The sequence below is a fragment of the Acinetobacter sp. T63 genome, assembly GCF_053852345.1.
In genome coordinates this window covers 916,813-943,545 of the sequence record NZ_CM132659.1, presented here as the reverse complement: position 1 = coordinate 943,545, position 26,733 = coordinate 916,813, and the positions used below count along the sequence as shown (strand labels likewise).

Sequence of the window (26,733 nt, the reverse complement as noted above, 5' to 3'; positions counted from 1 at the left end):
AAAAAGCCCATCCTGATGATGGGCTTTTTCGTATACGCTGGATTAGCCGTTGCGTTTGGCAAAGTCATCCATAAAGTTAACCAGTGCCTGAACACCTTCAAGTGGCACGGCATTATAAATGCTGGCACGCATACCACCAACTGAACGGTGACCAGCCAGATTCAACAGATGATTGGCTTCCGCTTCTTGCAGGAACTGTTTTTCCAGATCGGCATTGGCCAGCGTAAATGGTACGTTCATGATCGAACGGTTGGCTTCAACAATCGGGTTGGCGTAGAAATCGCTTGAATCGATATAACCATAAAGCAGTTTGGCTTTTTCAAGGTTGGTCTGATGCATGGCATCAACCCCACCATTTTCCAGTAACCATTCAAAAACCAGACCGGATAAATACCAGGCATAGGTCGATGGCGTATTCACCATTGAACCATTTTTTGCCTGATCTGAATATTTCAGGATGCTTGGAATTTCCGGCTTGGCCTGATCCAGTAAATCTTCACGGATAATCACCAGGGTTAAACCTGCCGGGCCAATATTTTTCTGTGCACCCGCATAAATTAAACCAAACTTGCTAACATCTAGCGGTGCAGACAGAATGCTAGATGAATAGTCACACACCAACGGCTTGTCGGTTTCAGGAATGCTGGCAAATTGCAGACCACCAATGGTTTCATTGTCGGCATAATGCACATAAGCTGCATCTGCAGATAAATCCCACTCGCTTTGCGCGCTAATCGCATGTTTACCATCAATCTGAATACCTGCGTTCACGACATGAATATCGCCATAACGCTGTGCTTCTTTTAATGCTTTTTCAGACCAGATACCGGTATGGATATAATCGGCCTTGTTATTTTTACCGAGCAGGTTTAATGGAATTGCCGAGAATTGTAAGGATGCCCCACCCTGCAAGAACAGTACTTTATAGTTCTCAGGAATGTTCATGAGTTTGCGTAAATCGGCTTCTGCTTTTTCTGCAACCGCAACATAATCTTTGCTACGATGGCTCATTTCCATGATCGAAAGGCCTTTGCCGTGCCAGTCCAGCATTTCTGCTTGAGCTTTTTCTAATACGGCAGTGGGTAATGCAGCAGGGCCAGCACAGAAGTTGTACGCGCGCATGATTTTTCCTTGTCAAGGTGAAACACAATAAAATAGGCATTTAACCACATCTTGCTCGGGCTTGCACAAAATTATTTCAATCTTGGCACGCAGATACAGTCGAAAAATCAATATAGATTCACAAGATAATTTGAAATTTTCCAGCAGATTGGAAACCTATCTCACTCTATATCTAGCCCAATGTGGATGACCTCTTTCTATTACTTAAATACATTTTGCACTGATCTTGAATATATATGCAGTAATAGGCAGTGATCTGGCAAGCGCAGTAAAATGTAGTGATTAAGAGTGCACTCACTCACCAAATACCTGAATATTCAAGTTGCGGATTTTACTGCTACCGCCCGGCTGGTCAAAGCTGACGTCATATTGCACCAGATTTTTCGGATATGCATATTCATAGCTAATCTTGTACTGACCCGGCTGATTACTACCGGTTTCAATACTTTTGGTCATCAGGGTACGCGATTTATATTCGCCTTTTGGAATCACCTTGGCAAAGCGTTTCATGACTTTCTGGTTGTCCTGAAAATGGCTTTTGAGTTCTGGTTCGAGATGATTCAGAAACTGCTCGAACTCGCCATCACGTAAATTGTCATAGGCCGCCTGTGCCACCTGCTCTTGCTGCGGACTCGGGTTTGGAATGGCGTCCATGGCTTTTTGACCCAGCTGATCACATCCGGCCAAAGCCAGAACACTCAAGCCCATCCATAATTTAAGCTGCATATTGGGTTATTCCTGTACGGTACTGTGTAAAAAAGGACGCCGAAGCGTCCTTTTCATGAGAAGAGAAATTATTCTTCAGCCGGTTTTTCATCCTGCTCAGCAGATGCTGCATCGGTCTCTAGCGTATCTAAAGCTGTATTTTCATCAGCTAAATCTTCAGAAAATTCATCTTCTTCCACGGCTTCAATCGCTTCTACACCCACCAGCGTTTCGTTTTCACCTAAACGGATTAAACGTACACCTTGCGCATTACGACCGGTTTCCGCCACTTCCGAAGCACGGGTACGTACCAGCGTACCGCCATCCGAAATCAGCATCAATTCTTTCGAAGCATCAATGGCCACCGCGCCGACCAGTTCACCGTTACGTTCAGAGGTCTTGATTGCAATTACACCCTTACCGCCACGTTTTTTGGTCGGGAAGTCATCGACCGGAGTACGTTTACCATAACCATTGGCGGATGCACACAGCACTTCACCGGTTTCTGGTACCACGACCAGCGATACAATCCGGCTCACAAAATTGCTGTCGGTTGCATCATCTTCGCTATCGGCTGTATCGTCTTCGGCTTCTTCCGCTTGCGCTGCCCCAATGGTGACACGCATACCACGCACACCCTTGGCTGAACGGCCCATGGCACGAACATCAGTTTCAGCAAAACGGATTGCCTTACCTTCATTCGAGAACAGCATGATTTGCTGTTCGCCATCGGTAATCGCCACGCCAATCAGGGTGTCTTCTTCGTTCAGTTCAATGGCACGTAAACCGTTAGAACGCACATTGCTGAACTGCTCCAGCTCGACACGTTTAACCGTACCAGACGCTGTTGCCATAAACACATAGAAGTTTTTGCGCAGATTTTCAGCCTGCTCGGCAAATTCTGCAACAATTTCATCATCCAGGTCTGTGGCTGACAGCTCTAGGCCCAGCTGCTTTAACTGAACACGCAAGGCATCCGACAGATCATCACCATCTACCAGTTCTGCAAATGCGGCTTCAAGTTCGGCATAATGGCTAGCAATTACTTGATTTTGCTGTAATTGTACTGAGTTGGCTTTCACAAAACTACGGAAATCGGCCAGACGCTCTTTGAATTTCTTCGGTGCATCAATTACTGGCAGAATCGCGGTAATGGTTTCATTGGCATCTAATGGCAACAGGTTGACCATTGGACGGCCTTTCGAACCACGTGAAGCTTGTGGCACTTCAAATACTTTCAGGCGATAGACCTTACCGACATCGGTAAAGCACAGTACGGTCGCGTGGTTCGAGGTGACAATCAGATGCTGGATATAATCATCTTCTTTCATGCTTGTGGCAGACTTACCACGACCACCACGGCGCTGAGCCTGATAATCGGACAATGGCTGAGTCTTGGCATAACCGGATTGTGAAACGGTTAACACCACCTGCTCTTCAGGAATTAAATCTTCACGCGAGAAGTCGATGCGGGATTCAACAATTTCAGTGCGACGTGCATCGCCATATTGCTGCAATACCAGCGCCAGCTCTTCACAAATCACCGCCATCAATAAATTAAAGTCATTTAAAATAGCAGTGTATTCGGCGATTTGCGCCAGAATTTCAGAATATTCTGCATGTAACTTGTCTTGTTCCAGACCGGTTAAGCGGTGTAAACGCAGTTCCAGAATCGCACCGACCTGCGCTGGAGAAAGACGGTAAACATCTCCATCTAAACCAAATGGACGGCTTAAATCTTCACCTTCAATTTCATCCGGGCGAATAGACACGGAACCGGCTTTTTCCAGCAATGCCACCACACCACCAGCGGCCCATTCGCCAGCCTGTAAACGCTCACGCGCTTCGGCCGGGTTAGCAGAAGTTTTAATGGTTTCGATGATGGCATCAATATTCGCCAAAGCAACGGTCAGACCTTCCAAGATATGACCGCGTTCACGTGCTTTGCGCAGTTCATACATGGTACGGCGAGTCACCACTTCCTGGCGGTGACGGATAAACGCAGCAATGATGTCTTTCAGGTTCATCAGTTTTGGCTGACCGTTGTCGAGGCAGACCATGTTGATGCTGAACGAGTTTTCCAGCTGCGTATTCAGGAACAGGTTATTGACGATGACTTCGGCGTTCTCACCACGTTTCAAGTCAATCGTAATGCGCATACCGTCTTTATCGGACTCGTCACGTAACTCCGAGATTCCTTCCAGTTTTTTCTCTTTAACCAGTTCAGCAATACGCTCAATGGTTTTGGCTTTGTTAACCTGATACGGAATTTCAGTAAAGACAATGGTGGTACGAGCAGATTTCTGGTCTTCTTCAAAATGATATTTACCACGGATATGCAAACGGCCTTTACCGGTACGGTAAGCATCAACAATGCCCGATTTACCGTAAATGATGCCGCCTGTCGGGAAGTCTGGACCACTGATGTGTTCCATCAGGCCTTCAATGCTGATATTCGGATTATCGGCATAGGCCAGGCAGGCATTAATCACTTCGGTAAGGTTATGCGGTGCCATGTTGGTCGCCATACCGACAGCAATACCGGCAGAACCATTCACCAGCAGGTTTGGAATACGGGTTGGCAGAACGTCAGGAATACGCTCCGAGCCATCGTAGTTATCGACCCAATCTACGGTATCTTTTTCCAGATCGGCCAGGAGTTCATGGGCCAGCTTGGTCATACGTACTTCGGTATAACGCATTGCGGCCGCACTATCGCCATCAATCGAACCAAAGTTACCCTGACCATCCACCAGTTGATAGCGCAGACTGAAGTCTTGCGCCATACGAACGATGGTTTCATAGACTGCGAAATCGCCGTGTGGATGGTATTTACCGATCACATCACCCACAACACGGGCAGACTTTTTGTAGGCTTTGTTGTAGTCATTGCCCAATTCGTGCATTGCATAAAGCACACGACGATGAACAGGTTTTAAACCATCTCGTACATCTGGCAATGCCCGTGACACAATCACGCTCATTGCATAATCGAGATATGAATGCTTGAGTTCATCCTCAATGGCAATCGGTCTAATTTCCGATACGCTCATGCATACTCCTTGTTATACAAGCAGATTTCTGCCCGCATTTTATATCGTAAATTTGGCAAAAAATTTAACTCAAAACTTGAGTTAAAAAACGAAAATTTAGCTGGGAATTATAGCATAAATAGTCCTATTTTTGTGTCATCCCGTTCATCTTAATCTCGTTAATTTTCTAATGTTTAATGATTAAATTTTAACTCATTTTCAAAAAACCGAATTTGTAGAACTTGATTCACTTTTTATCAGAATAATCCAGCCCCGGATTTTGCATTTCCCATTAAAAAAGCACGTTAACCTGCCCCAGATTAACGTGCTTGATCCCAGCAAAGCGATGTTTTAATTGGGCTGGTTGAGTACTTTCCGGTAAGTCATGACCGCAACCACCAGCAAAATAGGCAATAGCATCTCTACGCCTTCTTCAATGGTCATAATAATGACTTCGGTATGCTGCATCAGCTTGATATTAAAGTCTTCATTTAAAGTCGAGCTGGTACGGTCCAACAGCTTGCTCAAACCACCACACAATACCGTTAAGGCAATAAACAGGTAGGCAATATTCGGATTCGACTTAAATTGACGAATGACCTGCACAAAAATCTTGGCCAGATTAAAAAATACGAAAATAATTGCCAGCAGCAAGATAAAACCTAACAGCTTGTCCATAAAAGGGATTTCTGCACTGCGATAAAAATTGGTTTTAATAAAGCTGTCATCGAACAGACGTTTATGAAAATCCATTTCCCTTAAGCCCAACAGCGCAGCGCCCAAAGCGGTAAAAATACGTGTCTTTAACTTCAGCTCTGTATTCAGCACACACAGTACAGCCAGCAAATACCAGAGCCAGGCACTAAAGGTCTCAAACGGTCCCGACTCGCTAAACAGGAATTGAGTCACTTGAACAGGTGCAAATAAGGCGGTATGAACACAGACACCAATATAAATGCCGATCAGCAGAAAACTGATGAATAAGATGTGAGCAGTTTTGGACAGGGACATTACAACGCGGGATAAAAAATGAAAGGCGAATTCTATCACTTTTCATTCAAATGAAACACAAATCTTTTATAAGGCACAGTCATCCTTATTTTCAGGCATAAAAAACGCCCCTGAACAAAACAGCAAAGTAAAACTTTTACTGCTTGCGCAAGAGCGTCTTTTTAACTGAAGTACTGAAGTTCAGGAATTAGATTTTAGAAACCAATTCTGGAACTACAGTGTTCAAGTCACCTACTAACCAGTAGTCAGCTACTGCATTAATTGGTGCTTCTTCATCTTTGTTGATCGCAACGATCACTTTAGAATCTTTCATACCGGCCAAGTGCTGGATCGCACCTGAGATACCCACAGCGATGTACAGATCAGGCGCAACAATTTTACCTGTTTGACCAACCTGCATATCGTTCGGAACGAAGCCCGCGTCAACCGCTGCACGAGATGCACCTTGTGCTGCACCCAGTTTGTCTGCCAGTGGATCAAGTACTTTGTGATAGTTCTCACCTGAACCTACACCACGACCACCTGATACTACAATACGTGCAGCTGTTAATTCAGGACGTTCAGATTTCACGATTTCTTCGTTCACAAACTTAGAAATACCTGCATCGCCTGTAGATGCCGCAGCTTCAACCGCAGCTGAACCACCTTCCGCAGCAACCGCATCAAATGCTGTACCACGTACAGTACCGACAACAATTGCTTCTGAAGATTCAACAGTTGCAATCGCGTTACCGGCATAAATTGGACGCTTGAATGTATTTGGACTATCTACTGCAATAATGTCAGTAATCATGCTGACATCCAGCAATGCTGCAGCGCGAGGTAAAATGTTTTTACCTGTTGTTGTAGATGCTGCAAGGATATGGCTATAGCCTTTACCCAATTCAGCAACCAGTTTTGCGACATTTTCAGCCAGCTGATTTGCATAGGCAGCATCATCAGCCAGTAATACTTTGCTCACGCCCGCAACTTTAGCTGCCTGATCAGCAACTGCTTGCGCGCCAGAACCAGCAACCAATACAGTGATATCACCACCGATTTTTTGAGCTGCAGCCACAACGTTTAACGTTGCACCATTTAGTGCTTTGTTGTCGTGCTCAGCGATAACTAAAATACTCATGATTTATATCCTTCTGTATTAGATCACTTTCGCTTCATTTTTTAATTTTTCAACAAGCTCATCTACAGACTTCACTTGTACGCCCGCTTTACGTTCAGCTGGTGACTCAACTTTTACAGTTTTCAGTTTAGTCCCGGCTGATACACCGTAATCTGCAGGAGACTTGGTATCCAGCGGTTTTTTACGCGCTTTCATAATGTTTGGAAGTGCCGCATAACGTGGCTCATTCAAACGCAAGTCAGTCGTGATGATTGCTGGCAGTGATAATTCAACAGTTTGTAAACCGCCATCGATTTCACGTGTCACTTGTACTTTGTCGCCGTCTACTTTCACTTCAGAAGCGAATGTACCTTGACCTGCGCCCAGTAAAGCACCCAACATCTGACCCACCTGGTTTGAGTCATCATCGATTGCCTGTTTACCTAAAAGGATCAGTTGTGGCTGCTCTTGCTCAACAACACCTTTTAAAATTTTAGCCACTTCAAGTGCGCCAATTTCATCTGCAGTTTCAACTAAAATACCGCGGTCAGCACCAAGCGCCATAGCAGAACGGATTTGTTCCTGCGCTTCTTTAGGACCGATAGAAACAACAACGATTTCTGAAACTGTTCCTTTTTCTTTTAGACGAACCGCTTCTTCCACGGCGATTTCACAGAATGGGTTAATTGACATTTTAACGTTAGTAAGGTCAACCCCACTATTGTCCGGTTTAACGCGAACTTTAACGTTGGCATCAACCACACGTTTTACAGCAACAAGAGCCTTCATGTAATCCTCGGCTGTTTTAGTAAATGTAAAAGATGAGAAAAGTTAAGATAACTCTTCACTTAAATTTTTGTAGGTGTCTTATCTTGCAATGGGTTTGGCATTTCGGTCAAGTCACAATTGCCCAAGAAGCTGTAAAAATGCGTAAAAATAGCTGAACGTTGCGTTCATACTTTTTTCATCCAGCTTAACCCAGCTATATTTCAGCCAGATTAAGCTATATTTTAACCATTGATTTATATTATCTTTTTATCTTATGTATCACATCAGTTGTTCTGATTAACTAGCCAGCACAATAAAATGAATTATTATTCATTTTTTAACATAGCAGACCGAAACCTGGCTATTTTGATGTCATTTAGGATAGCAGTTTGTATCCCCTGCCAGACTTTGGTCTAAGATGACCATCGGTTCATTTCTGTTTTTGTAACAATTCTCTTTTTCACGCTCTCCATATAAAAAAGCATGTCGACCTAGGACATGCTTTTTCTAAATTTCACAGCTTAATTGACCATTAACCAGCTGGCTGCCAGCGCCAGTAAACCACCAGATGTACCATCAATCCACTTCTGTTTACGTTCATCCAGCTGGGTTTTCTGGGTGATTTTGGCAAAGATCAGACTTAACGCGCAGTACACAATAAAAATTAGCCCAATAAAAATACAGGACAATAACAAGCCTTGAGTAACGGTATTTCCAGTTTTATCAATAAACTGCGGCAAAATCGCAAAGTAAATCAGCATGCCTTTCGGATTCAACAGTGCCGTAAAAAATCCTTTGCGCACCGGATGACTGCTGCTGCGACTTTCAATCGCCAGCTTTTTCTTGCTCAATACCGACTTGAATAAACCCACCGCCAAATACAGCAAATATGCGATACCTAACCAGCGAATCGCCTCAAATAACAGCGGAAAGGACACGATTATCGCGGCAATTCCCAACGCCACCAGAATCGAATGCACTAGATAACCACAACATACACCGACTGTGGCCATCATGCCTGCTTTTGCATCTTTACCCATCACTTGCGACAAAATGAATAACATATCTGGCCCCGGCGTAAAAATCAGCGGCAACACAGTCAATGCAAAAAGTACCCATACAGACATTTCCTTTTACCCGTCTTACTTGAGAAAGTGAAAATTAGTATCTGCGAAACGCCATAAAATAGGATTTCAAATATTCTATAATCTAAATAATTTTTCAATTTATCTTCTAATTTATGAAGCAATATCCAAAGTCTGTTCGAATAAAGCTGGATCGCATCGACAAAAATATCATTCGAGCTTTACAGAACAATGGCCGCATTCAGAATAACGATTTGGCCCGTGAAATTGGCCTGTCGCCGTCCTCCTGCTTAAGACGGGTGAAAATTTTAGAAGAAGCCGGAGTAATCCAGAATTACACTACGGTGGTGGACCCGCATAAGATTGGGTTTCAACTGATTTTATTTTCCCGGATCTGGCTGGTCGGGCAGGATGCCGAAACTATTGATACCTTCATTGAGGCGATGAAAGAATTACCGCAGGTGATGGAGTGCTATATTATTTTGGGGGAATGCGATGCGATGCTGAAAGTGGTGGTGCCCGATTTAGAAAGTTATCGTAAATTTCAGTCCACCCATTTAACCAAAAAAAATGGCATCACCAGTGTCAAAACCGATTTGCCAAGTCAAATTATTAAACAGAGTTTTCAGCTGCCGCTGGAAGATTTATAAGCCTAGTTGGCGATTTTGAAGATTGTTAAGTTGCAGCACGCAAGATAACCTTCTCTTGCTATGCTGCACGCAGTACTTATATTTAAGCCTGCTGACCATCCAAAAAGTCGCGGTGCACGTGGCTTAAATCAATCAGGTCATATTCAGCCAGATTAAACACTTTCCAGACCTGCATAAAATCTTCAGTTGCATCGACGGTTTGGGTCAATTGCTGGCTTTCCTGCCACTGACGATCGGAAATCCATAAATAGCCTTGACCTGTTTCCGTATGAACTGCCTGCACCTTACCTTGTGCGTTAATGCCTTGAATCACGGCCTGTTCAGGTAAAATGGCCTGCATGGCTGGCAGGTTAATTTCCACAAAGTGTTTCACCTGTCTTAAACCATAACCGGCAAAAATTTCTTTTTGCGCCGGACTCAGCTGTTCATATTTTTGTTGAATATCCGAAATCATATCTATGCCTTTACATTTTTCCCAAATCATCAATCAGGTTGGGTCCTCGGAATTTTTGTGCTCGTTCTGAATATTACTCGAGTCAAAAATTAACCCTCTTTATACGCCATCTCCACCTTTATTTTTATTCTACAATGGTGGCACATGCTCATGCCTGACACCTCTATTCTAGTCTTTCACCCGTGAATTGAAAGTCCTTTTCACTTGCCTCAATTCAGCCCTGCTCTTTGCGCTGCGCCCTTGGATGAGCCTGATCATAAACCTGCGCCAAATGATCAAAATCGACATGGGTATAAATTTGTGTGGTGGTCAAATTACTGTGCCCCAACATCTCCTGCACCACACGCAAATCACGGCTATTAGATAACATGTGGCTGGCAAAACAATGTCGCAATAAGTGCGGATGCAAATCGACATTGACACCAGCACGCTGGGCCTGCAACTTGACCCGGTTTTCAATTTGCCGCGCACCGAGTGGCTGACCTTTTTCCGTAATAAACAGCTGCGCATCCGGGACAAAATCACCCTGCCACAGCGGATAAATCTGTAGCCAGCGCATCACACTGTCTTTGGCTTTAGAACCAAACGGTACCACCCGGGTTTTATTGCCCTTACCGGTAATCCGCAATAACTGCCGGTTAAAATCCAGATCTTTAATTCTTAAGCCCTGCACTTCCGCCAGGCGCAATCCACTGGAATACAGCAGCTCTAAAATCGCTTTATCACGGACCCAGAGCTGTTTTTGCCGCTCTGACTCCGGCTCTGGCTGATCTAAAATCTGCTGTACCGTTTCAATATCGACCATGCCCGGCAAAGGACGTGGCTGACGTTTTAACTGAAAATCATCAGCCGGATTAAACGCCAAATAACTCCCCTGTTCAGCCCATTTCATAAACTGGCGAATAGAAGACAACATGCGCTGCAAACTGCTGGAACTCAACTGCTGCGCTTCGACCTTATGCGCCAGAAACTCACGCAAGTCAGCGGTTTCCACATCGGCCAGCGGCATGTTTTTCTGCTGACAAAAATGAAGGAAATCACCAACATCACGTGCATAAGCATGCAAAGTATGTGCCGACTGATGCTGGATTTCGCGTTGTTTCAGCCACATCTCCAGTAACTGTTCAGCACTTAACTTCATCACACCATCCTATGTTCTGGTAAAAAATTGTCTTTTAAAAAGTAGCTTTGCAAAAATAGTCGTGTAAAAAACGGTTGATCTCCCCGGCGACACGTTCAGCCTGCGAGGATGCAAACCAGTGATCAGCATCGGGCATAATCACCAATCGGGCATTCGGCAACTGCCGAGCCAGAAACTCACCAACGGCAACCGGACTCAATTCATCCTGATCGGCCCAAAGCAATAACACCGGCAGATCAATACTGGCCAATTGTTCCGGATGATAATAGCTCTGATCTTCCACAAACCACTGCGGCAGCTTGGCCCATTGCAGGGGCTCAATCTCACGCCAGTCTTTGGCCTGAAACGGAGTTAAATCCAGTCCGCCCGAAGTAGCCATTAACACCAAGGCCCGAAGTCTATTCGGCTGCTGCAATGCAGCGGCTATGGCCAACACTCCGCCCATCGACTGGGCAATCAGAATGCTGTCCTCTTCAATCTGACTGATCACCCGCGTTTTCAGATCGGCCAGACTCTGAATGCTGGCATCAGGTTCTACCCCATCAAAACCAGGATAAGCAATCACGGTTTTCCGGGCCAATGCTGGCAACCGAGCCATTAACGGCTGCCAGAATTGCTGACTACCTGAGGCACCCGGCAGAAAAACAAGTTTATGCATCATCATGGCTCTGCAGGCAAAACTCAAATCATCCTAACATAAAAAAGCACCGTGAATAGAACGGTGCTTTTGTATAGGAAATGGTCAGATTAGCCCTGGAAATAACGTAAATCCAGACGGCCTTCATAGACATTGGCAGTTGGACCGGTCATCCAGACCACATCGCCTTCTTTCCATTCGATCTGTAACTTGCCACCCGCCAGCTCAATTTCAACTTTGCTGGCTAGTAAGCCACGGCGCATCCCGGAAACTGCTGCCGCACACGCGCCCGTACCGCAGGCCAGCGTTTCACCGACACCACGTTCAAACACACGTAAACGGGCATGCTGTTCATCCAGAATTTGCATAAAGCCGGCGTTAACGCGCTGCGGGAAACGCTCATGCGATTCAATTTGTGGACCTAAACGTGCGACATCAGCCGTCAAAATATCCTGCACAATGGTCACGGCATGCGGATTCCCCATATTGACCACATCAATGCTCAGCTTCTCTTCATTGGCCAGCATCAGGTCATATAAGTTGTCCGGTTCATCGGCAATAAACGGAATTTCTTGCGGCAGGAATTTTGGCTGCCCCATATTTACCCGCACCCAGCCATTTTGCCCCAGTTCCGGCTCGACAATCCCGGCTTTGGTTTGCACCTTGATTTTGGTTTTACTGGTCAGCTGGCGCTCATGCACAAAACGGGCAAAACAGCGCACGCCATTGCCACACTGCTCGACTTCTGAACCATCGGCATTAAAAATACGGTATTTAAAATCGGCATTCGGAACATCAGGTGGCTCAACCACCAGCAACTGGTCAAACCCCACACCAAAGTGACGGTCGGCCAGACGCTGAATGGTCAGGCTATCGAAATAGGCGCGCTGGCTGATTAAATCAACCACCATAAAGTCATTGCCCAGACCATGCATCTTGGTAAATTCTAAAAACATCCTGATTTACTCCTTAAGGCAATAAACGCTCACGTTCCCAGAGTGATTCAATGGTTTCACGTTCACGAATCAGATGCGCCTGATCACCATCGACCATCACTTCTGCAGCACGGCCACGGCTGTTGTAGTTGGAGCTCATCACAAAACCATAAGCGCCGGCACCCAGCACTGCCAGTACATCGTTTTCCTGAATGGCAAGATCACGCTCTTTACCAAGGAAATCACCTGTTTCACAGATGGCACCGACAACATCCCACTGTTGGGTTTCGACATCGGTACGTGGCGTCACCGGCTGAATGTCCATCCACGCTTCATATAAAGCAGGACGAATCAGGTCATTCATTGCCGCATCAATAATTGCAAAATTACGGTGATTGGTCGGTTTGAGTAAATCAACTTTGGTCAGCAGCACACCGGCATTGGCGGAAATACTCCGGCCCGGTTCCATATACACTTTCAGGCCCAGTTTTTCTAAAGCCGGGCGCAGTGCATTGGCATATTCTTCGACCGATGGCGGAGTTTCATCTTTATAGGTCACGCCCAAACCACCACCAATATCAATGTGTTTGAGTGTGATGCCCATCTGTTTCAGCTGCTCGATCATCAGCATGACCCGATCCAGCGCATCAACAAAAGGCTGGGTTTCGGTCAGTTGTGAACCGATATGACAGTCAATCCCGACAATGTCCAGATTAGGTAACGATGCTGCATATTGATAGGTATCAAATACGCTATCTGATGGAATACCGAATTTGTTTTCTTTTAAACCGGTTGAAATATAAGGATGGGTTTTGGCATCGACATCCGGATTCACACGTAAAGAAATTGGCGCTTTAACCTTCAGTTCAGCCGCCACTTTCTGAATCCGATCCAGCTCTGCATAGGATTCAACGTTAAAGCAGGCAATGCCCACTTCCAGTGCTTTTTTAATGTCAGCTTCGGTTTTGCCTAAACCTGAGAATACAATTTTCGAAGCATCGCCACCGGCTTTCAACACGCGCGCCAGCTCGCCGCCGGTCACGATATCAAAACCCGCACCGAGCTTGGCCAATACATTCAGCACCGCAATATTGGAGTTTGACTTGACCGCAAAACAGATTTGATGGTCGATAAAGCCAAAAGCACGATCCATATCTAAATAATGCTTTTCAAAAGTTGCTTTTGAATAAACATAAAGTGGTGTGCCAAATTGCTGCGCCAGCTGTTGTAAAGAACATTGTTCGGCGTGCAAAACCCCATTGATGCGGGTGAAACTCATGAATGTATCCTTTCTATGAACGTTAAGGTGTCGTCGTGGAATTCGAAGCTACAGGTGCAGCAAACTGTTGCTGTACCGGTGCAGGTGTCGGCTCTTCAGGATGTTGCTCTGAATCGACATTGGGATATAACAGATATTTGGCACGTTTGTCGTAATTTGGATCACTCGGCAACTGTAAAGCTCCCGATTGACCACAACCGACCAGTACAAAACTGGCTGTCAATAAACTGATGCAGCAAATGACAGAACGCATCTGACCACCTATTTAAAATTTTCCATGAAGTATAACGCGATCACTGCTGTGACCAAAGTGTTAAACGCTAGAGATTAGCTTGTGCCATAAAAAAACGCCAGTTGGACACTGACGTTTTTTGTTGTGCAATGGCTTATTTCTGTTTTGGCTTATAGAAACCGAAATAGCCAATCAGCAGAATCACAAACCAGATCGGACTGATCATTAAGGCTTGCAAGGTATCTGGCTCCAGGGACAGCACATAGATCATGCTAATAAAGAAGATGATCACCATCCAGCAGGTAAACAGGCCACCCGGCAATTTAAAAGTCGACTGGGCATGCAGTTCCGGACGGGTTTTGTAATAGACAATATAGCTCCAGATAATAATCAGCCAGACGCAAATAAACAGAATGGTCGAAAGCGTGGTCGCCAACGTAAAGGCTTTCACGGTATCGGGTACAAAGTATTGTAACGCTGCACCCAACAGCAGACACACCGCCGAGAAATACAACGCATTGGCCGGGACTGCACGTTTATTTAAACGGCCAAAGGCTTTAGGACCCTGCTGCTCACGTGACAGGCCAAACAGCATCCGGCTGGTCGAGAATACACCACTGTTCATGGACGACATCACCGAAGACAGCACCACCAGATTCATGATAATCGCCGCGGCCGCAATACCCGCCTGACTGAACAGGTTTACAAACGGTGAGATATTTGGATCAATCTGGTTCCATGGCGTTACCGACATCACAATTAATAAGGCCAATACATAGAAAATGATGATACGTACCGGAATCGAGTTCACTGCTTTCGGCAGGTTTTTCTCTGGATCTTTGGTTTCAGCCGCTGTGGTACCGACCAGTTCTACCCCAACAAAGGCAAAAATCGCAATCTGGAAACCGGCCAAGAAGCCCATAGTACCTGTCGGGAACAGGCCGCCATGACTCCAGATATGTGTAAAGGATGCGACTGTGCCGGCATCTGAGGTAAAACCGGTAAAAATCATCCATAAACCGACTGCAATCAGCACAATAATGGCAATAATTTTAATCAGCGCAAACCAGAACTCCATTTCACCAAACAGCTTCACGGTCACCAGGTTCAAGCCCATAATGAAGACAATAGCTGCAATACTGATCATCACCCCTTCTTCAGGCGTAAACGGCATCCCGCCATTAAAGAATTGCAGGTAATAAATAATCGCCGACAGGTCTGCAATGCCGATGGTGATCCAGCACAGCCAGTAGGTCCAGCCGACGAAATAGCCGGCCCACGGGCCAATCAGGTCGGTGCTGAAATCAATAAAGGATTTATATTGCAGATTGGACAGCAACAGTTCGCCCAGCGCCCGCATCACGCAGAACACCATAAAACCAATAATCATATAAATAATCAGGATCGATGGCCCGGCCAGGCTGATGGTTTTGCCTGAGCCCATGAACAGTCCTGTTCCAATGGCGCCACCAATGGCAATCAGCTGTAAATGCCGGTTGGATAAGCTTCGCTGCAGATTGCCTTTTTCTTGTGACGAACTTGTATTTTGATACGACATTATTGAATTCAACTTCAGTGTTAACCACGACAAACTAACGTAAAAGAAATCAGAAAACAAAAAGAAATGCCACTTCATCTATATTTTCTACGGAATAATTAAATTTAATTTATTTTTCTTATAACAAAAAGTTATCAATTTATCCAAAGGGAGGATTGACAAGGTTTATATCAATTTTCTTGTCAAAACATAAATTCTGTGTAACAAATAAAAATGCAGCACGCAACTATATCTCTTGCTCAGGATGAGCATGGCATATCAATTGCTTATATAGAAAACAAAATATCTATTTTGAGACATAAGAAGAAACAATGATGCAAGACTTACAAACACTCATGGAAACCCTTAGTGGCTGGGTCTGGGGCCCATATATGCTGGTGCTGATTGTCGGTACCGGGATATTCCTGACCTTCCGCCTGCTGTTCTGGCAATTCCGGATGCTGCCGTTGGCCTTTAAACAGGTTTTTGGCAAACACCCGGACAAACATTCCGGCGATATTTCCCAATTCGCCTCCCTCATGACCGCACTTTCTGCCACCATTGGTACCGGTAATATTGCCGGTGTGGCCACAGCCTGCGTACTCGGTGGTCCGGGCGCCGTATTCTGGATGTGGATGACCGCCCTGTTCGGGATGGCGACCAAATATGGCGAAGGTGTTTTGGCGGTCAAATACCGGGTAAAAAACGAGAAAGGTGAAATGTCCGGTGGTCCAATGTATTACATTGAACGTGGCCTGAAATGGAAATGGCTGGCGCTGATTTTCGCCTTTTTCGGTGCAGTGGCCTCCTTCGGGATTGGTAGCTCGGTGCAATCCAACACGGTAGCACTGGCCGTTGAAAATGGGTTTGGCCTGGAAACCTGGATTACCGGCATCATCATTACCGTATTTTCAGCCCTGGTAATTCTGGGCGGGATTAAATCCATCGCCAAAGCCTCTTCGGTTATTGTGCCGATTATGGCGGTTGGTTATATGGCCGGTGGTTTGGTCATCATCCTAAATAACCTTGAACTGGTGGTGCCAGCACTCAAAATGATTGTCACCTATGCCTTTACCGGTGAAGCTGCCGCAGGTGGTGCGATTGGTGCCGCGATCCGTTATGGTGTTGCGCGCGGGGTCTTCTCCAATGAAGCCGGTATGGGTTCTGCGCCAATTGCTGCCGCTGCGGCCAAAACCGACCATCCGGCACGTCAGGGTCTGGTTTCAATGACTGGTACCTTTATTGACACCATTATTGTCTGTTCAATTACCGGTATTGTGCTGGTCATGGGCTTTATTATGGCCGGCCAGTCTTTTGGTGATCAGAACGGTGCAGTACTGACCATTAGCGTATTCGACAAACTGCTGCCGGGAATCGGGGGCTGGGTGGTGACTTTCGGGGTGATCTTCTTTGCCTATTCGACTATTTTAGGCTGGAGCTATTACGGTGAAAAATGTGCGACCTATCTGCTTGGTGAGAAATTTGTACTGCCGTATCGCCTGATTTACATTGCGTCGGTGTTTATTGGCTGTGTCGCAACTCTAGATCTGGTCTGGCTGTTTGCCGATACCTTTAATGGTTTAATGGCAGTACCGAACTTGATTGCCTTATTGCTGCTGTCGGGTGTAATTGCCAAAGAATCGAAAGATTTTATTGCACGACGCAAATCCGGCGAACTTTACTAAAGCGTTTAGACAAAACTACAAGATTAACCACCTGCGGGTGGTTTTTCTTTGCCGCTGTATCAACAATTTGAAAATCAGCATTTCCTCTGTATGCTGTGGGGCAAGATTTAAAAAACACATTCCAGACGTTTATTTATGGCAAAAGCAAAAAGTGTCTATCGCTGTGAACAATGCGGCGCAGATCATCCTAAATGGGCTGGTCAATGTTCAGACTGTGGTGAATGGAACTGTTTAACCGAAGTCAGCATTGCCCCTGCGGTGACCCATCGTGCCCAGCCACGTATGGGCGGCGGCTATGCCGGTCAGGCTTCAACTGTGACCACTTTAAACCAGATTTCAGTCTCTACCGAAACCCGCCTTGCCACCGGTATTGGCGAATTTGACCGGGTACTTGGTGGTGGTCTGGTCACCGGTTCAGTGGTACTGATTGGTGGTGATCCCGGAATTGGTAAATCGACCATTTTGCTGCAAACCGCGACCCATATGGCCGCCAGCAACAGCGCTGCCTTATATGTCACCGGTGAAGAATCCTTATCACAGGTGGCCTTACGCGCGCAGCGTCTGGATTTACCGACCGATCAGCTCAAGGTGATGGCTGAAACCTGTGTGGAACGGATTTGTGAGGTGCTGGCCCAGCAACGTCCTGCAGTGGCGATTCTGGACTCCATCCAGACCTTATATACTGAAACCTTGCAGTCTGCACCGGGCGGCGTATCGCAAATCCGTGAATCGGCGGCGCTCCTGACCCGTTTTGCCAAAAATAGTGGCACAGCCTTGTTTATTGTAGGTCATGTGACCAAAGAAGGTGCATTGGCCGGGCCACGTGTGCTGGAACATATGGTGGACTGTGTGCTGTATTTTGAAGGTCAGTCCGATTCCCGCTACCGGATGATTCGTGCGGTCAAAAACCGTTTTGGCGCGGTCAATGAACTGGGCGTGTTTGGCATGACCGATAAAGGCTTGCGTGAAGTGGCCAATCCGTCAGCGATTTTCCTGAGCCGTTATGATGAAGCCATTCCCGGCTCAATTGTGATGATTAGCCGCGAAGGTACACGACCGCTGTTGGTGGAAGTACAGGCACTGGTCGATGATGCACATGGTCAGCCGCGCCGGGTTGCACTCGGCTTAGAACAAAACCGGCTGAATATGCTGCTGGCGGTGATGCATCGCCATGGCGGCGTGCAGACGTCCGGTCAGGATGTCTATGTCAATATTGTCGGCGGGCTGAAAATTACCGAAACCGGCTCCGATCTGGCGGTGCTGCTGGCCTGTGCTTCCAGTATTCGTGGCAAAGCCCTGCCCCAGCAACTGGCGGTGTTTGGCGAAGTCGGTTTATCCGGTGAAATCCGTCCGGTGCCGAATGGTCAGGAACGTCTAAAAGAAGCGATTAAACATGGCTTTAAATATATTATTTTGCCACGTGCCAATGCACCGCAAAAAGCGATTCCAGGGGTGCAGGTGATTGCGGTCGCCCGTTTGCATGAAGCCCTGAGCGAGGCCATGAGTTTAAGTGAAGAACTGCACTAGAGCCTTTGCCCTATTTTTTGAGCTTTTCATGTGAAAAAAGCTGAATTCTGTATTGAAATTCGGGACAAATGCCTGCATAAATACAGGGCGATAAATTTCTTTTTTTAAATAGGAAAAATTGATGGAAGTTCGACAGCGTGGTTTGATGGCTGGTATTTTAACAGCTGCCCTCTTGGTTGCCCCTTTAGCAGCCGAAGCAAAACGTGCCGGTGGTGGTAAAAGCCATGGCATGAGCCGTTCAGCAACACCAACTCAATCTTACCAACAGCCTCGTCAAGCTACTCCTGCACAACAGCCCGCTCCAGCTACTGCGCCTGCGCAGCAAAAATCTGGTCCGGGTGTCGGTGGTATGGTCGCTGCGGGTGTTGCAGGTGCTGCGATTGGTGCAGTGGCTGCCAATGCCTTAGCAGATGATCAGCCAGCCAGCCAGGCACAGGCTCAACAGGAGGAAGAAGGTGGAATCCCAGGCTGGATCTGGATTCTCCTCGCTGCAGCAGTCGCCTTCTTCATTTTCCGCAAGATGGGCGCAAAAAAAAAATTAGCAGCCAATAACCCGTATGCGCCAAATAACGGTGCCAATAACGCACCGTTTGGTCAATCTGCTGCTGCACCACATGCCGGTGGCGATAACACCAATATCTTTGGCCAGAACGTCGGTGGTTCAGCCCCAACCAACAATGCGCCATTTGGTGCAGCACCAGTGAATAACGCTGCCTTTGGTACCGCGTACACCAACAGTGGTAACCAGTTACCAGATGGTACGGAGCCAGCAGCCTTTCTGCGTGTTGCACGTCAGCGTTTTAACCATATTCAGTCTATGAATACGGCCAGCAATATTGCTGAAATTCAGCGTTATTTAACCCCTGATCTGTACCAGTCAATGTATCAGGACATCATGGCCAATCAGGATCAGGATGTGGCTGAGTTTTCTAACCTGAATGCGATGGTGGTCGATTCTGCTACTGAAAATGGTCAGTATGTAGTGAGTGTGCGCTTTACCGGTACGGTGAGTGAAGATTTAAACAGCTTGCCACAGCCATTCACTGAAATCTGGCATTTTGTTAAGCCAGCAGGTTCTAGCCAGGACTGGTTGGTTGCGGGTATCCAGCAAGAACACTAATTAAACCTAAGATCAAAAACAGCGGCTTCGGCCGCTGTTTTTGTTTTTGCACCGCCTGCGGAATGTTATTCATTTAGTTGCTTTATTTTGTCCCCAACCGATTATCTCGAGGGATGGAAAGACCTAGAGATGTGATACAGCGATCATCTCTATAAGACGGTATGTCTGCTCTGCGCCATTCAGTACGTTCCTACGTATTTTCGCTTGAGCTTACAATATCGCTCTTCACTAACAGACTGCTGATAAAATTCACCCATTAAAAAAAGCCCCGACCTGCGGAGCTTTTTCATGTTTAATTTACAGCGCGTACTGCGAGCTTATTCTGGTAATGGAATAAACTGTTTATCACTGTTTTGCACTTTACGCTCACCAACCACCACTTGCAGCTCTAAAGACTGTTCTTCACGTTCAATCAGGATATTCACCGGCTGGTTCGGTTGCTGCAGCGCCACATAATTAATCAGGTGTGATGTTGAGCTAATCTCTTCATCATTCACTTTCAGGATTTTATCGCCACGGCGAATACCTGCTTTGGCCGCAGGACCATTGGCCAAGACATCTGCCACCACCACGCCACTTTGTTTTGGCTCCAGAATATTCTGTTGCTGTACCGCCAATAAGCTAATACCTAGCCAGCCACGTACCACGCGACCATCTTTTAAAATCGAGTTCAGTACCTGCTGGCAGACCTGTGCCGGAATAGCAAAGCCAATGCCCAAAGAACCGCCCGATTGCGAGAAAATTGCGGTATTAACCCCAATTAAGTTCCCGGCCACATCAATTAGCGCACCGCCGGAATTCCCCGGGTTAATGGCAGCATCAGTCTGAATAAAGTCTTCATAGGTATTAATGCCTAAATCCGAACGACCGGTCGCGGAAATAATCCCCTGAGTGACGGTTTGGCCTACCCCAAACGGGTTACCAATCGCCAGCACCACATCACCGACTTCATTGCCACTGAGTTTAAATGGTAAAACCGGTAACTGATCCAGCTCAATTTTAATTACCGCCAAGTCGGTATCCGGATCGGTGCCGACCACTTTTGCCTCGGCACGACGGCCATCATGCAAGGCCACCACAATCTGATCGGCCTGGGCAATCACATGGTTATTCGTCAAAATGTAACCATCGGCACGTACAATCACCCCAGAACCGAGGCTGTTTTCATTAGGTCCCTGACGATACTGTTCCGGCAACTGATCACCAAAAAATTCACGGAATGCCGGATCATTAAATAAAGGATGATTAGGCTGCTTGATTTTCTGGGTGGTAAAAATATTGACCACGGCTGGTGCTGCCACTTTTACGGCAGCACTATAAGACACCACCCCGCCAGTACGGGTGGTATCAATCAGCGGTTCTACTTTTTCAGCAGGCATTTTCACCCCATCCGGGGCAACAGGAGCTTTCGGTTTTTGAAACTGTTGCCAGCCCAAAAAGCCAATAATCACGATAATAAGTAACACCCAAGGTAACCATGTAAAGGTCCGGCGCACAGCTCTATCCTCTAAAATTTTTTAATTCATTGATGACTAAGTAATTTATGACCTATTGTAAAGCGAAATACATAAGGAAACATAAAAATCACTAAAGAGTTTTGTGCTGCTTTAGTTACAATTCAAAATATGTTTTGATGACAACAAAATTTAAGGCTTTTGAGAGATTTATGGCTAAGCTGCATGACCTGATCCGCTGGTGTGATCAAACCTTAAAATCAGCCGAGTTTAAAGACTATGCCCCGAACGGCTTGCAAATTGAAGGCAAGCCGGAAGTCAAAAAAATTCTGTGTGCGGTAACTGCATCACAAGATGCGATTGAAGCCGCCATTGCCGAGCAAGCCGATGTGCTGCTGGTGCATCATGGCTATTTCTGGAAAGGTGAACCCTACCCGATTACCGGAATGCGCGGTAAACGCATTAAAAGCCTAATCCAGCATGATATTTCACTGGTAGGTTATCATTTACCGCTCGATTCACATCCTGAACTGGGCAATAATGCGGCCATTGCTGATATTTTGGGACTGGAGCAACTGGAAGCACTGGACCCGAGTGAACGTCATCCGATTGGCAATATTGGCTATTTAAAACAGGCCATGTCACCAGAAGCGTTTAAAGCCCTGTTAAGTGAAAAACTGGGGTTTGATACCATTCATTTACCGGCCAATCCAACCGAAATCCGCAAAGTCGGTTTCTGTACCGGCGGCGCGCAGGATTATATTCATAAAGCCGCAGCGCAAGACTGTGATGCCTATATTTCTGGCGAAGTGTCAGAACGTACCTTTTATGAAGCCAAAGAACTGGGCGTCCATTATTATGCCTGTGGCCATCACGCGACTGAACGCTACGGTGTACAGCGTTTGGGACAGGCGCTGGCACGCGAATTTAATCTCGAATATGGCTATTTCGAATTGAATAATCCGATTTAAAACTTGGGAGATGAATTGAGGCTGGCTTATACGTATAAATTAAGGATTTATTGTGTAATGTTATTTATAAGCAATGCGCAATTTTGTTGAATAATCTATTACAATAAGCCGACTTAAACTCAAAACCCAGCATAAGCAAGGAATTGAAAACATGACAACGATTACTTTACCAGCATTACCATATGGTTACGAAGATCTTGCGCCGCACATCAGCAAAGAGACTTTAGAATTTCACCATGACAAGCACCACAACACCTATGTTGTGAACCTGAACAACCTGATCGCAGGTACTGAGCTTGAAGGTAAAACTTTAGAAGAAATCATCAAGGCAAGTGCTGGCGATGCTTCTAAAGCAGGTATTTTCAACAATGCTGCACAAGTATGGAACCACACATTCTACTGGAACTGTATGGCGAAAAACGGTGGTGGTAAACCTACTGGTGCAATTGCAGCGAAAATTGATGAAGCTTTTGGTTCATACGAAAAATTTGCTGAAGAATTTGCAACTGCTGCTGCAACTCAATTCGGTTCAGGTTGGGCATGGTTAGTAGCTGACGACGTAAACGGCAAATTGTCAATCATGAAAACTTCAAATGCAGATACGCCAATGGCGCACGGCAAAATTGCAGTATTAACGATTGACGTTTGGGAACACGCTTACTACATCGACTTCCGTAACGCACGTCCTAAGTACATCTCGACTTTCCTTGAAAGCCTGGTGAACTGGGATTATGCCAACGCGAAACTTGCAGGCCAACCAGCTGGCGTAGAAAAATAATTTTATTTTTCTGTGTAAAAAATCACCCTTTAAGGGTGATTTTTTTATTTTTAGGGAATAACTGCATAAATCTAAGGCAAATGATTCATTTGTTTAAATAATCTGGTTGACGACCGGCGCATTCCTCCCTAAAATGCGCATCAGATTCTCCAATAGCTCAGTCGGTAGAGCGACGGACTGTTAATCCGCAGGTCCCTGGTTCGAGCCCAGGTTGGAGAGCCATCTAATCTCCCATAGCTCAGTCGGTAGAGCGACGGACTGTTAATCCGCAGGTCCCTGGTTCGAGCCCAGGTGGGAGAGCCAAGATTCTAAAAACCCACTCCAGTTGAGTGGGTTTTTTTATGGCGTTTAGATTGGGGGATTCAATGAGAATCATCATCCTAAAATAGCCCCTACCTGTACCACGGCACCCTGCCCGTCATAGACCAGTAAAAGCCACACACCAAGCTTTCTGCTTCCAAACGCCTTCATTCGTTTATTTTTAATTCAGTTAAACTGAAAAACTACATTTTTTCAGGCCGCGGACTTGACCACCTGCCCTTTGCCGCCTAGAATGCGTTTCAGATTCTCCCATAGCTCAGTCGGTAGAGCGACGGACTGTTAATCCGCAGGTCCCTGGTTCGAGCCCAGGTGGGAGAGCCAAGATTCTAAAAACCCACTCCAGTTGAGTGGGTTTTTTCTTTATACAAGTATGTGTTGTGTTCAATAGCGCTCAGTCGACTTTCTTCTTTATTGGCTGCCTGGCCACACTGGTGCTGATGCTGCTGGTGGCGGCCTCCTATTTGCGCCCCAAACAGAAATATTTTCCGAAAAAAGTCATTACCCCGTTTGAAGCCAAGATGTTTGCCCGTTTAAAGCAGGCTTTTCCCGAACATCATATTCTGGCTCAAGTTGCTTTTAGTGCGTTAATTACCAATAGTAACTACAAGATCCGTTCCCGCTTTAATCGCAAGGTCACCGATTTTGTTTTGCTGGATCAGCAGATGAATGTGGTGATTATTATTGAACTGGATGATCCCACTCATATTGGCAAAGAAAGTGAAGATGCCGAGCGGGATGCCATGTTGCTTGAGGCGGGCTATCAGGTGATCCGATACACGGAGATTCCGAGTATCAGACAATTGCAGCAGGATATTCTTTAATTAAGGCGCTACAGCTTCAGAAGCTGCTGGTTTCGCATTGGCCTGTTGTTGAGCTTGTTGCTGCGCCTGCTGCTGTTCAGCCGCTTCACGCGCTTTAATCCGCGCAATCATCTCTGCCTGCTGCTGTTTGTATTTTTCCTGATTTTTCGCATCGCTGTTGACAGCCAGAAACGCCATACTGACCAGAAAAACAGGAATCAGCAGACCTAAACTGGCCAACAGAATAATCTTTTTGGTATTGGGTGGCTGATTCGGTCGTTGCTGTTCAGGCGCGGTCATGAGAGAGTCCTCTGTCAGATGCATCAAAATGACGCTCAATATAACAAAATCATTTTCGAGGACAAAGCCTCTGTTGATGTTTGCTTGAACCTGAAGATACAACACAGCCGCCTGTACGGCTACAGACGGCTGCGTTACAGATCACGTCAGACTGCTCATCTACCCGATTAGAGGTTCAGCTGAATCTCGCCAAAAACCTGAGTTAAACAGGCCAGATGATCAAAGCCTTGTTCTGGTGTGTCCTGCATCCGCCAAGCCACATAGCCATCCGGACGTACCAGCACGGCACCGGCATCGGCAATTTCCGATTTTTGCTGCCAGGTGGCATAGACATCGCGATGTTCACGTGAACCAATCTGAATCACATCCAGATAGTCCAGCTTTAACCGGGCCGCTGCCGCTTTCCATGCTGCACCCGATAAACCGGTCAGTAGCGTAAAGCGCCCTTTACCGACAATATCCAGGGTGGAATGTTTATAGCCCTGCGCATCAATCAGCCAGGTATGCGGTAGTTTGGCACCCGGACGTGTGGTGGCTTGCAAATACAGCTGCGGGTCCTGTACAAAGATTTCTTCATCTGTTTCTGCCAGCACGGCATTGGACAGATAACGCTGGTTTAGCTCCACCCCTTGAGCATTAAACTCATAATGTTTAATCGCCAGCGCCTGATACAGCTTTTCCCGAATCTCGGCCGCTTCCGGTGTTTCCGCAAAAATCCGCTGCAACATCTCGGCTTGGGTCTGCACACCCTGATCAAAGCCAAATACTTCTTTTAAATGCTTATAGTCAAAACGGGACTGGTTGGCACGTGCCACAATCTGTTTGCCCACCGGCGCCCGTTCATCGCTATAAGACTCCAGCAGCGCTGGCTTGGCCCAGCCTTTAAGCACATAAGCCAGCTTCCAGCCTAAGTTAAACGCATCCTGCATACAGGTGTTGGAACCTAAACCACTCGATGGCGGGTGACGATGTACCGCATCGCCACCACAGAACACGCGCCCCACCGAATACTGGGTGGCCCAGGTCTGATTGACATACCAGTAAGATACTTTTTCAATTTCGACCTGCTGCACCTCTTCACCCACAAAGGTGTTCAGTCGCGCCCGAACCTGGGCTTCGGTGACTTGCGGCTCGCCTTTGCTGATATCAAAGCCCCAGCCCATAATCCATTCGTTCCAGGGCTGAATGGCACGTAGTAATCCCATGCCCAAGTCACCAAAACTGGCTTCCGGATTCACAATCCATTGTAAAATGGCCGGACGATGCGCCACGTATTTGGACAGGTCGGCTTTAAAAGTGACGTACACGGTTCCGGCACGCGCCATCACTCCTTCTAAGGGCAGCTTCAACTCTTCGACAATTTTCGAACGCGCCCCATCCATACCAATTAAATATTTGGCTCGCAGGCTAAATTCAGTTTGGGTCACCCGATTCAGGAAGGTCGCGGTTACGCCGTGCTCATCCTGAGTATGTGATAAATATTCAGTATTGAAGTTATAAATCGCACCGCGTTCGGCCGCATTCTTGACCAGCAGTGCTTCCATTTTCGGCTGGATCAGATCGACAAAGGGACATGGACTGCCTTTGATGTAATCGCCATGACGTTCATCGCCCGTGCCCCAGCAGCTCATTCGGGCAATTTCTTCCCCGACCAGACTGGTGGTGAGTAAACTTTCGCCCATCTGCTGCCACGGCGTGGCAATGGCTTTGACCTGCTCTTCAATGCCCAAGTCACGCAGAACTTCCATCGCACGCTGATTGGTAATATGCGCACGCGGACTGTTGGCCAGCCAGTTAAACTGGGTAAACAGCTGCACCCTGATGCCATAACTGGCCAAGGCCAGCCCCAAAGTAGAACCCGCCGGCCCCGTACCAATCACCAGCACATCAGTATCATAGTGTGTAGACATTCCGGACTCCTTTCACCGCTGTATCTGTTGCAGAATATTTGTATGCAGTGTAATCCGCCCCATCCAGGCCGCCTATTTCTATGCGTATAAACGATAGTACTATTGGTTTTAGCTCTAGCCAGCTGCTGGATAAAACACATCGACTCATGTGAAATGCAGTTCAGACTGTGTTGGGTTACA

24 protein-coding genes and 3 tRNA genes are annotated in these 26,733 nt (G+C 46.5%); 10 read left to right on the top strand and 17 right to left on the bottom strand.

Features of this window, described 5'->3' with window-relative positions; translation table 11 throughout:
• Nucleotides 1-42: 42 nt before the first annotated feature.
• From serC to ACVLR6_RS04480, 7 genes are all read right to left on the bottom strand, one after another.
• Complete coding sequence (gene serC / locus ACVLR6_RS04510; protein WP_045795159.1) at nucleotides 43-1,122, bottom strand: 3-phosphoserine/phosphohydroxythreonine transaminase; 1,080 nt, start codon at nucleotides 1,120-1,122, stop codon at nucleotides 43-45.
• Nucleotides 1,123-1,416: 294 nt separating this feature from the next.
• Nucleotides 1,417-1,848 carry a DUF3887 domain-containing protein gene (locus ACVLR6_RS04505; protein WP_160241500.1) on the bottom strand — a complete coding sequence of 144 codons (432 nt, stop codon included), beginning with the start codon at nucleotides 1,846-1,848 and terminating at the stop codon, nucleotides 1,417-1,419.
• A 68-nt stretch (nucleotides 1,849-1,916) separates the two neighbouring features.
• The gene (gyrA, locus tag ACVLR6_RS04500) at nucleotides 1,917-4,880 is read right to left on the bottom strand and encodes a DNA gyrase subunit A (protein ID WP_455995914.1); all 2,964 of its coding nucleotides are present in this window, start codon (nucleotides 4,878-4,880) and stop codon (nucleotides 1,917-1,919) included.
• Between the two features lie 330 nt (nucleotides 4,881-5,210).
• Nucleotides 5,211-5,870, bottom strand: a complete 660-nt coding sequence (locus ACVLR6_RS04495) for a hypothetical protein (protein ID WP_104470341.1) — start codon at nucleotides 5,868-5,870, stop codon at nucleotides 5,211-5,213.
• Nucleotides 5,871-6,057: 187 nt separating this feature from the next.
• Nucleotides 6,058-6,990: an FAD-binding protein gene (locus tag ACVLR6_RS04490; protein WP_005176532.1), complete on the bottom strand. Its 933-nt coding sequence runs from the start codon at nucleotides 6,988-6,990 to the stop codon at nucleotides 6,058-6,060.
• An 18-nt stretch (nucleotides 6,991-7,008) separates the two neighbouring features.
• On the bottom strand, nucleotides 7,009-7,758 hold the full coding sequence (locus ACVLR6_RS04485) for an electron transfer flavoprotein subunit beta/FixA family protein (RefSeq protein ID WP_005176529.1): 750 nt from the start codon (nucleotides 7,756-7,758) through the stop codon (nucleotides 7,009-7,011).
• A gap of 500 nt (nucleotides 7,759-8,258) precedes the next feature.
• A complete protein-coding gene (locus ACVLR6_RS04480) occupies nucleotides 8,259-8,864 on the bottom strand; it encodes a LysE family translocator (protein ID WP_168381689.1) in 606 nt (201 codons plus the stop codon).
• 113 nt (nucleotides 8,865-8,977) lie between these two features.
• On the opposite strand from ACVLR6_RS04480, the gene ACVLR6_RS04475 reads away from it, so the two are divergent.
• Nucleotides 8,978-9,472, top strand: a complete 495-nt coding sequence (locus ACVLR6_RS04475) for an Lrp/AsnC family transcriptional regulator (protein WP_045795165.1) — start codon at nucleotides 8,978-8,980, stop codon at nucleotides 9,470-9,472.
• Between the two features lie 82 nt (nucleotides 9,473-9,554).
• On the opposite strand, the gene ACVLR6_RS04470 is transcribed toward ACVLR6_RS04475, so the two are convergent.
• From ACVLR6_RS04470 to ACVLR6_RS04440, 7 genes are all read right to left on the bottom strand, one after another.
• Nucleotides 9,555-9,926 (bottom strand): hypothetical protein, encoded by a 372-nt coding sequence (locus ACVLR6_RS04470; RefSeq protein ID WP_034597425.1) that lies wholly within the window; start codon nucleotides 9,924-9,926, stop codon nucleotides 9,555-9,557.
• Between the two features lie 214 nt (nucleotides 9,927-10,140).
• Nucleotides 10,141-11,067: a site-specific tyrosine recombinase/integron integrase gene (gene xerA / locus ACVLR6_RS04465; RefSeq protein ID WP_455995910.1), complete on the bottom strand. Its 927-nt coding sequence runs from the start codon at nucleotides 11,065-11,067 to the stop codon at nucleotides 10,141-10,143.
• Between the two features lie 34 nt (nucleotides 11,068-11,101).
• Nucleotides 11,102-11,725, bottom strand: a complete 624-nt coding sequence (locus ACVLR6_RS04460; protein ID WP_455995908.1) for an alpha/beta fold hydrolase — start codon at nucleotides 11,723-11,725, stop codon at nucleotides 11,102-11,104.
• A gap of 89 nt (nucleotides 11,726-11,814) precedes the next feature.
• Nucleotides 11,815-12,660, bottom strand: coding sequence for a diaminopimelate epimerase (dapF, locus tag ACVLR6_RS04455; protein WP_016659990.1), 846 nt, complete (start codon nucleotides 12,658-12,660; stop codon nucleotides 11,815-11,817).
• 13 nt (nucleotides 12,661-12,673) lie between these two features.
• Nucleotides 12,674-13,918 carry a diaminopimelate decarboxylase gene (lysA, locus tag ACVLR6_RS04450; protein ID WP_016659989.1) on the bottom strand — a complete coding sequence of 415 codons (1,245 nt, stop codon included), beginning with the start codon at nucleotides 13,916-13,918 and terminating at the stop codon, nucleotides 12,674-12,676.
• Between the two features lie 22 nt (nucleotides 13,919-13,940).
• Nucleotides 13,941-14,171 carry an LPS translocon maturation chaperone LptM gene (lptM, locus tag ACVLR6_RS04445; RefSeq protein WP_016659988.1) on the bottom strand — a complete coding sequence of 77 codons (231 nt, stop codon included), beginning with the start codon at nucleotides 14,169-14,171 and terminating at the stop codon, nucleotides 13,941-13,943.
• A gap of 133 nt (nucleotides 14,172-14,304) precedes the next feature.
• Complete coding sequence (locus ACVLR6_RS04440) at nucleotides 14,305-15,708, bottom strand: amino acid permease (protein ID WP_104488820.1); 1,404 nt, start codon at nucleotides 15,706-15,708, stop codon at nucleotides 14,305-14,307.
• A 314-nt stretch (nucleotides 15,709-16,022) separates the two neighbouring features.
• Between ACVLR6_RS04440 and ACVLR6_RS04435 the strand changes: the two genes are divergently transcribed.
• The 3 genes from ACVLR6_RS04435 to ACVLR6_RS04425 all read left to right on the top strand — a co-directional run bounded on the left by ACVLR6_RS04435 (nucleotide 16,023) and on the right by ACVLR6_RS04425 (nucleotide 20,019).
• A complete protein-coding gene (locus ACVLR6_RS04435; RefSeq protein WP_034597619.1) occupies nucleotides 16,023-17,372 on the top strand; it encodes an alanine/glycine:cation symporter family protein in 1,350 nt (449 codons plus the stop codon).
• Between the two features lie 135 nt (nucleotides 17,373-17,507).
• Entirely contained in the window at nucleotides 17,508-18,899 is a 1,392-nt protein-coding gene (gene radA / locus ACVLR6_RS04430; protein WP_016659986.1) for a DNA repair protein RadA, read from the top strand.
• Between the two features lie 121 nt (nucleotides 18,900-19,020).
• On the top strand, nucleotides 19,021-20,019 hold the full coding sequence (locus tag ACVLR6_RS04425) for a Tim44 domain-containing protein (RefSeq protein WP_455995905.1): 999 nt from the start codon (nucleotides 19,021-19,023) through the stop codon (nucleotides 20,017-20,019).
• Nucleotides 20,020-20,336: 317 nt separating this feature from the next.
• Here ACVLR6_RS04425 and ACVLR6_RS04420 read toward each other — a convergent pair whose 3' ends face one another.
• Nucleotides 20,337-21,515 carry a trypsin-like peptidase domain-containing protein gene (locus ACVLR6_RS04420; RefSeq protein ID WP_455995903.1) on the bottom strand — a complete coding sequence of 393 codons (1,179 nt, stop codon included), beginning with the start codon at nucleotides 21,513-21,515 and terminating at the stop codon, nucleotides 20,337-20,339.
• Nucleotides 21,516-21,685: 170 nt separating this feature from the next.
• On the opposite strand from ACVLR6_RS04420, the gene ACVLR6_RS04415 reads away from it, so the two are divergent.
• The 6 genes from ACVLR6_RS04415 to ACVLR6_RS04390 all read left to right on the top strand — a co-directional run bounded on the left by ACVLR6_RS04415 (nucleotide 21,686) and on the right by ACVLR6_RS04390 (nucleotide 24,364).
• On the top strand, nucleotides 21,686-22,444 hold the full coding sequence (locus ACVLR6_RS04415) for a Nif3-like dinuclear metal center hexameric protein (RefSeq protein WP_455995901.1): 759 nt from the start codon (nucleotides 21,686-21,688) through the stop codon (nucleotides 22,442-22,444).
• 151 nt (nucleotides 22,445-22,595) lie between these two features.
• Complete coding sequence (locus tag ACVLR6_RS04410; RefSeq protein WP_005176500.1) at nucleotides 22,596-23,222, top strand: superoxide dismutase; 627 nt, start codon at nucleotides 22,596-22,598, stop codon at nucleotides 23,220-23,222.
• 146 nt (nucleotides 23,223-23,368) lie between these two features.
• Nucleotides 23,369-23,444 (top strand) — tRNA-Asn (locus ACVLR6_RS04405).
• A gap of 5 nt (nucleotides 23,445-23,449) precedes the next feature.
• Nucleotides 23,450-23,525 (top strand) — tRNA-Asn (locus ACVLR6_RS04400).
• Nucleotides 23,526-23,788: 263 nt separating this feature from the next.
• Nucleotides 23,789-23,864 (top strand) — tRNA-Asn (locus ACVLR6_RS04395).
• Between the two features lie 56 nt (nucleotides 23,865-23,920).
• Complete coding sequence (locus tag ACVLR6_RS04390; RefSeq protein ID WP_005176498.1) at nucleotides 23,921-24,364, top strand: DUF2726 domain-containing protein; 444 nt, start codon at nucleotides 23,921-23,923, stop codon at nucleotides 24,362-24,364.
• Here ACVLR6_RS04390 and ACVLR6_RS04385 read toward each other — a convergent pair whose 3' ends face one another.
• Both ACVLR6_RS04385 and ACVLR6_RS04380 read right to left on the bottom strand, forming a co-directional pair.
• On the bottom strand, nucleotides 24,365-24,643 hold the full coding sequence (locus ACVLR6_RS04385; RefSeq protein ID WP_127800411.1) for a hypothetical protein: 279 nt from the start codon (nucleotides 24,641-24,643) through the stop codon (nucleotides 24,365-24,367).
• Nucleotides 24,644-24,810: 167 nt separating this feature from the next.
• The gene (locus ACVLR6_RS04380) at nucleotides 24,811-26,553 is read right to left on the bottom strand and encodes an FAD-dependent monooxygenase (RefSeq protein WP_286422943.1); all 1,743 of its coding nucleotides are present in this window, start codon (nucleotides 26,551-26,553) and stop codon (nucleotides 24,811-24,813) included.
• Nucleotides 26,554-26,733 lie beyond the last annotated feature (180 nt).